This is a genomic window from Okeania sp. SIO2F5 (assembly GCF_010692685.1).
In the GTDB taxonomy this organism is placed as follows: domain Bacteria; phylum Cyanobacteriota; class Cyanobacteriia; order Cyanobacteriales; family Microcoleaceae; genus Okeania; species Okeania hirsuta.
Window position 1 is genome coordinate 1 of record NZ_JAAHGU010000210.1, and the last position, 9,048, is coordinate 9,048.

8 protein-coding genes are annotated in these 9,048 nt (G+C 36.5%); 3 read left to right on the forward strand and 5 right to left on the reverse strand.

Annotated elements, in window-relative coordinates:
• Positions 1-122: 122 nt before the first annotated feature.
• From F6K27_RS31335 to F6K27_RS31345, 3 genes are all read right to left on the reverse strand, one after another.
• Complete coding sequence (locus F6K27_RS31335) at positions 123-389, reverse strand: hypothetical protein (RefSeq protein WP_287279724.1); 267 nt, start codon at positions 387-389, stop codon at positions 123-125.
• 180 nt (positions 390-569) lie between these two features.
• Positions 570-959 (reverse strand): hypothetical protein, encoded by a 390-nt coding sequence (locus F6K27_RS31340; protein ID WP_287279725.1) that lies wholly within the window; start codon positions 957-959, stop codon positions 570-572.
• Between the two features lie 417 nt (positions 960-1,376).
• Complete coding sequence (locus F6K27_RS31345; RefSeq protein WP_287279726.1) at positions 1,377-1,994, reverse strand: glutathione S-transferase family protein; 618 nt, start codon at positions 1,992-1,994, stop codon at positions 1,377-1,379.
• 402 nt (positions 1,995-2,396) lie between these two features.
• On the opposite strand from F6K27_RS31345, the gene F6K27_RS31350 reads away from it, so the two are divergent.
• Positions 2,397-3,422: an amidohydrolase family protein gene (locus F6K27_RS31350; protein ID WP_287279727.1), complete on the forward strand. Its 1,026-nt coding sequence runs from the start codon at positions 2,397-2,399 to the stop codon at positions 3,420-3,422.
• Positions 3,423-3,782: 360 nt separating this feature from the next.
• Here F6K27_RS31350 and F6K27_RS31355 read toward each other — a convergent pair whose 3' ends face one another.
• Entirely contained in the window at positions 3,783-4,583 is an 801-nt protein-coding gene (locus F6K27_RS31355; RefSeq protein ID WP_287279728.1) for a DUF1838 family protein, read from the reverse strand.
• A gap of 366 nt (positions 4,584-4,949) precedes the next feature.
• Between F6K27_RS31355 and F6K27_RS31360 the strand changes: the two genes are divergently transcribed.
• Positions 4,950-5,765: a DUF1838 domain-containing protein gene (locus F6K27_RS31360; protein WP_287279729.1), complete on the forward strand. Its 816-nt coding sequence runs from the start codon at positions 4,950-4,952 to the stop codon at positions 5,763-5,765.
• A 487-nt stretch (positions 5,766-6,252) separates the two neighbouring features.
• Positions 6,253-6,927, forward strand: a complete 675-nt coding sequence (locus tag F6K27_RS31365) for a response regulator transcription factor (RefSeq protein ID WP_124143623.1) — start codon at positions 6,253-6,255, stop codon at positions 6,925-6,927.
• 66 nt (positions 6,928-6,993) lie between these two features.
• Here F6K27_RS31365 and F6K27_RS31370 read toward each other — a convergent pair whose 3' ends face one another.
• On the reverse strand, positions 6,994-7,200 hold the full coding sequence (locus F6K27_RS31370) for a hypothetical protein (RefSeq protein ID WP_124143622.1): 207 nt from the start codon (positions 7,198-7,200) through the stop codon (positions 6,994-6,996).
• Positions 7,201-9,048: the final 1,848 nt, after the last annotated feature.

A 9,048-nucleotide genomic window follows, 5' to 3' on the forward strand; every position in this document is an offset into this window, starting at 1 on the left:
ACGCATCCTTAAAACTTTAACCTTTAGCGATCGCCTAATTTATGAAAAATACAGCTCATACAGTTACTTTTATGTTACATTATCAATATTTATGTAATATGTAAAGATGCCAGCGCTCATTGCTATACTATTGGATAGTCAATATCACTGTTAACTACAGCTTCTTTGCCATTTGAGAAATTGGTCAAAATAACATCTATGGAGCTAACTCCAAATTCAGGTATATCTACATATAACAAGTCTCCAGAGAATGGCAATTCTCGAAAACATTGTGGCTCTTGTCCTAAAAAACAATATTCAGCTGCCATTGCAGGGCTGGGGGAAACTACTGCGAAAGATAGTAAACAGACAAAAAATGCAACGATGACTTTGTCTAATGCTTTTTTCATTTTTATTACTCCGTAAGTCACTTTGTGTGTGAACGTTTTCTCCAAATATCCAGAGGAGTTTCTTCCTCTATTATTACAATTGTTTCGTGATGGGTAGGGTGGGCAAACATCAAGTCTATTAATTGCTAATATCAATCACTACATTAGCTCACCCCTACAAAAAATTATCTTAATTAACCACTATTTCGCAACTACTGTGATCCGTATAGGTGTATTTGTAACACGACTCGCATTTGAGAATGTAGCTGAACTCGATGGTTGGACTGGATAAGTTATTACTTCACTAGTTTTATATGGGGGTAGTTCTATTGGGTTGCCAAGATCGGTGTTAAATATAGCATAATATTCTTGTGAGTAATTGCTGACAGTAACATCTATAGCGTTAACTCCATATGGAGGTATATCTACAAATAACAAGTCTCCAGATTCCGGCAAGTCTTCTACACATTGTGGCTGTTGTCCTAAATAACAATAATATTGAGCTGCCATTGCATGGCTGGGGGAAACTACTGCAAAAGATAGTAAACAGACAAAAAATGCAACGATGACTTTGCCTAATGCTTTTTTCATTTTTATTACTCCGTAAGTCACTTTGTGTGTGAACGTTTTCTCCAATCACAGACTATAACAAACTTTATGAGATTGACTATTATTTAGCTTTTCTTTATATTCCACAAATTTAGGGCATCCATTATTGATTACTATAGCGCTACGCATTAAGGTTAGGACATGAATAGAAGCTGAAACCCTTTTGTATTCTCCTATTGCCTGTTGCCTGTTGCCTGTTGCCTTGCGCGTAGCGCTATAATATCAACAACTACATTTACCCACCATACTATTTTTGACTTTTGACTTTTGATTTTTAACTTGAGGTGATCGCAACTACTAAACCCTAAAAGTAATAAATTATAGATACTAAGTGGGTTCTATAATTCCTATTCCTCCTGATTCTGTAGGGACTAAGCATACTTAGTCCCTACCTACTTCCTACTCCTTATTTAAAGGAACAGTAGACTTTACTGATTCACGTTGATGTAATCTATTGAACCAGTTTTTTAAATTATCATATTCCAAAAGCCAATCTTCATTCAACCGAAGGCTATAGTAACCAAAAGAACATAATGCTGATACATCTGCTATCGTCCATTCTTCATTACCTAATAAATACTTAGATTTAGCTAATTGTCGATCAAAAACTGGTAAGAGATCGTTAATTGACGTTTCTAATTTGGTTCGATAAAAAGTCGGCTCTAAATTATTGGTCAAATTTAGTATCCATAAATTGATAATATTATCCCCTAAATAATCTGCTAATTCTTCCCATTTACGACATTCAAGTTTTGACTGGGGATAAGTAGGATAAAATTTTGGTTCTGGATAATTTTCGTCTAAATACTCAGCAATTAATGTAGAATCCCAAATTACTGTGCCATCTTCTTCTACAAATACAGGTACTTTACCAATGGGAGAAATTTCCATAAATTCAGCAGGTTTGTTTCGTAGGTTAACTTCCTTGAGTTTGTAATCTAATTTTTTTTCTGCTAACAATATCCGTATTTTTCGAGAAAAGTTTGATAGTGGATGATAATATAAAATTCTTTTCATTGAGACATCTCCAAAAAAGCCATAAATAAAGTGTAAACTATCAGCATTCAGCCATCAGCTATTGCTTTTAGTGGGATAAAAGCTTTATGTAAGCATCAGCCTTCAGCTTTCAGCTATTAGCTTTTATTGTATGGGTTGACAACTAAAACTCGTCGTTTTTGTGCTTCAATTCTCTGGTTAAAAATGTAGTATAAGTTCAACGAATCCTTACTTCATTCATTAAAAAGCTGAGAGCTGAATGCTTAGAGCTTGATTAATTGAGTTAGAATTAAATCTTACTACGAAAGTCGGCTCCCTTGACCTTAAAGTCTATATTCATTAAACACTTTCCTTCAGGACAGAGTCTTATTGGTGAGAGTTGAATACCCACAATAAAGTTTACCAGAAAATGAGGAATATGGCGTGCCATCATTCAAAATATTTATGTTTTATGGTGGCTATGGTTTGCACGGAATGTCAGACCAACAAAACCTATTTCTGATGATTGACAAATCAGAAAGATACGATTTTGCTCATTTTGAATTTATCATGCGGGGGTTAACTAAATTACGGGAAACTCACCCAGAAATGCAGGATTATATTAGTTTAAGTTTGCATTGCGAAGTCGCTGAAATTCTCAATGCTTATACTAAAATAGTCCAAAATGATAGCTCTCTGACTGGTATCAAAGCTTATAGTGCTGCTCGTCCTCCCCATTCAAAAGCATTGGCAATTGTTATTGCTTCCTATTTAGCTTATGAAACCAATTGTGTCAATATTAATTTATTACATCTGAGTTCCCAGAAAGCTGTGGAAGCGGCATTAATGATGCAAACAACATTCCCTCATATCAACTTTCGCCGAGAAGTGACAGTGGGGCATTTATTATTAGATGTGGATGCACCTACAGGCAAATGGGCGAAAGTAAATCCACCTATTCGTTCCCGTGAAGATGTAGAATATTTATGGCAAGCGGTATTAAATCGACAAATTGATTGGATAGTCAGCGATCATGCCTGTTGTTCGGCGGAGAAAAAAGCGAGTAGTCAAGACCCGGAGAATATCTGGTTAGCAAAATCTGGTTTTGGCGGTACGGAATATTTATTATCTGGAGTTTTCAGCGAAGGCAGTAAAAGAGGAATGTCTAATAATCATATCGCTGAGTTGTTGTCGTGGAATCCTGCACAACGTTATGGTTTGTTAGAAAAAGGCGATATTGCTGTAGGGTATGATGCAGACTTGGTACTTTTCGACCCCCATGAAACTTTTGTTGTGCGTGCGAGTGAGTCAGAGTCGCAACAGGGTTATACACCATTTGAAGGAATGGAGTTGACTGGAAAGGTGAAAAGTACATTTTTGCGGGGAAACTTGATTTATGACAAAGGAGAAGTTTTAGGGTCGCCCCAAGGAAAATACTTGTCACGACCCTATGGTAAGACTTCTAGTTAGGGAAGTGTGGGGAGTGTGGGGAGTGTGGGAAGGATGGGGAGGGTGCTGAAGTGTGATAGCGTAACGCATCAGGCAAGATCAAAAATGGTGCGTTACACTAAATTCTGAATTCTAAATTCTGAATTCTAAATTCTGAGCCATATTAGCTCAAATATTTATCCAATACCTGATGAAAGTGACGGATGCGAGATTCTTGATAGTTACTCAGAGTAATACCTGGTTTAGCAGATGCTTTCAATCCTTAGAAATACTGAAATTCTCTTTACTTTCCTCCAATATTTTCTCCTGACTCCTCACAACAGTTATTTATAAGTATTCAACCGTTAGCGTAGCTCCCCCGGAGGGGGAACATGATATAACTTAAGTAGTTTCTGGAATTGGAAATTTTTCCCCTCTTAAATAAGCATCAAAATACTTCTTAAAATACAAAATACTTGTCACATTTGGTTCATCACTTTCATCAGGAGCAAACTCATAAATTGGTAATTTTTCTCTCACCAACTTCACTAAATTAGGATGAAGTTCTTCAAAAGATTCTACCCTAGAAATAGTAGTTTCAAATCTTAATCTAGCTGGATGACCATAACCCAATTTCATCCAAGGCATCCACGGACAATCTCTCGCCCATTCAGAAGGAGGTATTTCTGTTACCCCTGGTCGAGCCACACTAGAAGTAAAAGATTCTACTCCTTTAAACTTTTCTCCAGGGCAATAATCTCGATATTTACTTTCTTTTGCCAAAGGATGAGGATATTCTAAAGGAATTTCTATAACTTTTTTCACATATCCAGAATTCTGAGGGATTACAATTTTTTTTGGTGAGACAAAACCCTGTACCATGCGGTTAGCAATATGTACGACAGGAACTTCTTTTACTCCTTCTCTAGGTCGCCAATAGTGTAATACTTCTTGAGTAGATGAGTCGCAAAATAAACATATTTCTCGATTAATTCTATGTCCGGCTTCCCCATATTCTGGGTGTGGTTTGATAAATACTTTTGTGGCATTCATCCCAATAATAGAAAACAACTTTTCTTGAGGTTTTCCTGGTGATTCTATCCACCAAACTTCACCACCCCAATTATAATAAAGTTGTTTACCATGATTCTCTCTATAAAAATTTAAGTTATCAAATTCATAGTCATTAAAATATTCATCCATGATTAACTCCAGCTTTCTATAGCAGTCCTATTTTATTTGTGTATAAAAATCTTACCGCTTTTAGGGAACAGGGAACAGGAAACAGGGAACAGGGAACAGGGAACAGGTAGAAGTTTCAGTTTTTTTATCTACTTTTTGATTTGTCACAACTTATTTAGGATTGCTATATAAGTTATTTTTGTAGTAATTGATCGTTGCTTATTGACTATTTAGTAATTAAAATTAGCTCTGAATTATAATTTTCTCTTTCACATTTAAAGTATGTCTGAAAAGTTAGACGAAAAAACAAAAAAAATCAAGCTGATAGCTGATAACTGAATGCTAATTGCTATATTATGATAGACAAAACATTATATCAGCAAACGAATGGTCAATCTCACCAAAAAACTCCTGGAAGCAAAAGACTGGGTGAAAGTGCGTGCTAGTACCGATGCTCAACAATCTTTTCTGACTTGGCAGGGTTCGGTTTATGCCTTTATTCCTGGGGAACCAAAACAGCATTTGTTCCAAATAGTAGGGATGAGTGTGGCCAGATGTATTCCGAGGTCGGAGGGAGGTTGGGATTTTACTTCTAGGGAACTAACATTTTATCTTGACCCCGAAACAGGGGAAAAGTTGGATACTTGGAAAAATCCCTGGACGGATGAAGTTTTGCCTGTAGTTCATGTGGCCAATAATCCGGTACAGGGGTTGTTTAAAAGACCAATGCCTGCATTAGTTGATCAGGAGTTGACTACTTATAAGTTTGACCTGTTTTCTAACTACCCCAACCCCCTCGCCGACGATCCAAAGTTTGCTGAATATAGTCCTCAATCTCTTTATCAAGCTAGCGAATTGTTTAAGTTAACAGTACCCACGGCAGATTTACAAAATCCTGACACAACTTCTGTATCTAAGGTAATGTTGGCATGGGATAGAATAGGTCCTTGGGTGCCGTGGATGAAAATGGGCGATCGCTCTGGTAATCTAATTTATAGTGCCTGGGGTGGGAAGGTGGCTAGTGTTGCAGAATTACCCCAGTTAATTCAGGATGAAATGAATACTCGCGTTCCGTTGTTTAAAAATGCAGCTAAATCTCTTTTAGATAAAGATGATGTGACTTCTTGGATTTATTTTAAGCAAAATTTTGATGCCTATTTGAAAGGAGAAAAATTTCCCATTCCGGTAGAAGAAGTTGAGTAGAATTATTTATTTGTATAATTAATAGATATCTTCAGAGAAGAGGGAGTAGGTCGTAGGGACGTTGCATGCAACGTCCCTACAGAGTAGGGAGAAATAATTGATAATTTCTGTGCGATAATTGATTTTATTTTTTATTATTGGAGAAGTCTAATAATTACGATGCACCTATTGCGGGCAAGATGCCCGCACTACAAATATTTCCTTGTTAGGACTTGTGTTTGAATAAGAGGATTGAATAAAAAAAAATTTCTTTTTTTCTTTGATGCGTAGAGGTTTTAAACCTTAATTATTTGGTAAATTCTTCTTTCTTAACTATCTAAAATAATAGTATAGCAAGAAATGAGTTGCTGAGGACTTATGTTGATAATGAACCCTAAGACAGGGAAATGTTTTTCTGACTGTTGCCTGTTGCCTGTTGCCTATTCCCTATTCCCTATTCCCTGTTCCCTACTATAGAATAAATAGCAGTGTTTAGATTAAAAAACAAATGTCATCTAACATTTTGGTAGTTGAAGATGAGGCAAAACTAGCTCAATTTATTGAGCTAGAACTTAAATATGAAGGTTATCAAGTAACGGTGGCTAATGATGGGTTCGCCGGCATAACAATGGCACGAGAAATTAAGCCAGATTTGATAATTCTTGACTGGATGTTACCTGGTTTATCGGGGTTAGAATTATGTCGTCGTTTGCGAACTACTGGTGATAAAGTACCAATTATTCTATTAACAGCTAAGGATGATGTGAGCGATCGCGTAGCTGGTTTAGATGCAGGGGCGGATGATTATGTATTAAAGCCTTTTAGTGTGGAAGAATTATTAGCTAGGGTTAGGGCACATCTTAGACGTACTCAAGAACCTAATCCCGATTTATTAATGTTTGAAGACCTGAGTTTAAATAGAAGTACCAGGGAGGTTTATCGGGATAATAGGGCAATTGAATTAACAGCAAAAGAATTTGATTTATTGGAATATTTAATGGCTCATCCTCGACAAGTTTTGACAAGAGATAGAATTTTAGAAACTGTCTGGGGTTATGATTTTATGGGGGATTCAAATATTATTGAAGTTTATATTCGTTACTTACGTTTGAAGTTAGAATCTAATGAAGAAAAAAGGTTAATTCAAACTGTGCGAGGAGTGGGTTATGTTTTGCGGGAATAATTTAGGAATAAGGAAAAATATTATCTGGAGAAATGTTTTTCCCACTATTAATTATTAATTGTTAAACTATTCCCTACTATATTCGTGCATTTCTTTTCTCGCCTTTTCTGTTATAGCTTCCTCTAACCACTGACTTCTATTAGGGAGCGATCGCACATACTGATCAATATCCTGTGGAACTCTTACAGATAAAGGTTTGTCAGCTTTTGGCTTTTCACCTTCACCTAATACGGTCATTATTTGGCCTTTTTTATTTCTGACTAACTTGGACATAATTTTTTGCTAATGATTTTTCCATCTATTATACTATTATACTATGTATACATCGGTCATATTTTTTTATCATTTTCTTTGTGGGTTTAATACCCCACCGTCAACGGGGGTGTTCACGCATTACTTGGGGGAGCGAATCCCCATGTAATTTTCCTCCTGTCTCCAGTATAGCTGTCTCCTGTCTCCTTCTTCAATCTTCTATTCTGACGTATACATCAGTAATATTTATCAAAAAAAGCTATATACAGACGTATACATCGTTTAATATAAAAATATGAAAAATCAAAAGTAAGCATCCCTGGAAGTTAACTAGGGACTTAGTACAAAAAAACTTGGGCTTTGAAGTCATAGCTCCAGCCCAAGTAACAAACAAAATATACACTCTAATCTTAGGAAATGTCAGATAAGTTTATCTTTAGGGATTGAAGTAATAGAATATTTTGAGAAAAAAGCACAAGAAAAAGGAATTTCTTATCAACAATTAATTGATTTATACCTTCAAGATTGTGTGAATAGCAAACGTGAATTATCTTTTTGAAACAATGGTGCGATCGCTATCTGGATTTTTTTTTAACTATTGTCCAATAGTAATGTTGAGTTGAGATACACTCAGAGGAAGCGATCGCTATGTTGTTAGGTGCTTGAGTAAAGTTTTTGCCTAGATATTTCTCCCTGAAGAACACTCACTTTCAAAATGTGGATTTTTTTTTAACTATTGTCCAATAGTAATGTTGAGTTGAGATACACTCAGAGGAAGCGATCGCTATGTTGTTAGGTGCTTGAGTAAAGTTTTTGCCTAGATATTTCTCTCTTTTTTAACACAGGGCGATCGCTCTTGATATAGCGCTGTGCGCAGGCAACAGGCAACAGGCAACAGCTCCGGAAGGGGGAATAAATTGCTGATAATATAAGACTTTTAGCTATTTGGCCTCTCCTGCAATTTGTAAATATACCAGCGCTCATTGCTATATTTCATATCATGTCCGTTTAATTGGACTTGAAGAAGGAGACAGGAGACAGGAGGAAAATTACATGGGGATTCGCTCCCCCAAGTAATGCGTGAACACCCCCGTTGACGGTGGGGTATTAAACCCACAAAGAAAATGATAAAAAAATTCTTGAAGAAGGAGACAGGAGACAGCTATACAGGAGACAGGAGGAAAATTACATGGGGATTCGCTCCCCCAAGTAATGCGTGAACACCCCCGTTGACGGTGGGGTATTAAACCCACAAAGAAAATGATAAAAAAATTCTTCAATCGTCATAACTACGCTCATCTTTGTAATTCTTTCTCCTCCTGACTCCTGACTTCCCCTCCTGGGAGGGGCGAGGGGTGGGTTGACTCCTGTCTCCTAAAGACTTAACCATTCTATAGCTGTTTAACCGGATTTGATATCAGTCTAGTAGGGTGCGTTAATGAAATGTAAAGCAGCATGATTATGATACCTGGTTAATTAAAAATGGTGCGTTACAACGGATTGTTAAATACCTTATGATAGCGAGTAATTAGGGCTTGCTGATTACAGCAGTTTTCTAGTTGATGAGGTACAAAGTTGTATTGCTCTAGGCAACAGGCAACAGCTCCGGAAGGCAACAGGGAATATAGGAATAAATAGTCTTATAGCTGTACCTCACGCTTCCTCAAAAGTGCTGTAAATCTAAAAGTATTTACAGATATAGCAATGAGCGCTGGCATCTTTACATGTTACATAGATATTTGCAATGTAATATAAAAGTAACTGTATGAGCTGTATTTTTCATAAATTAGGCGATCGCTAAACCTTAAAGTTTTAAGGATGTCTGTAATGGTATTGATAATTTACAGTTTATAGCTTGAAATTGTTTAC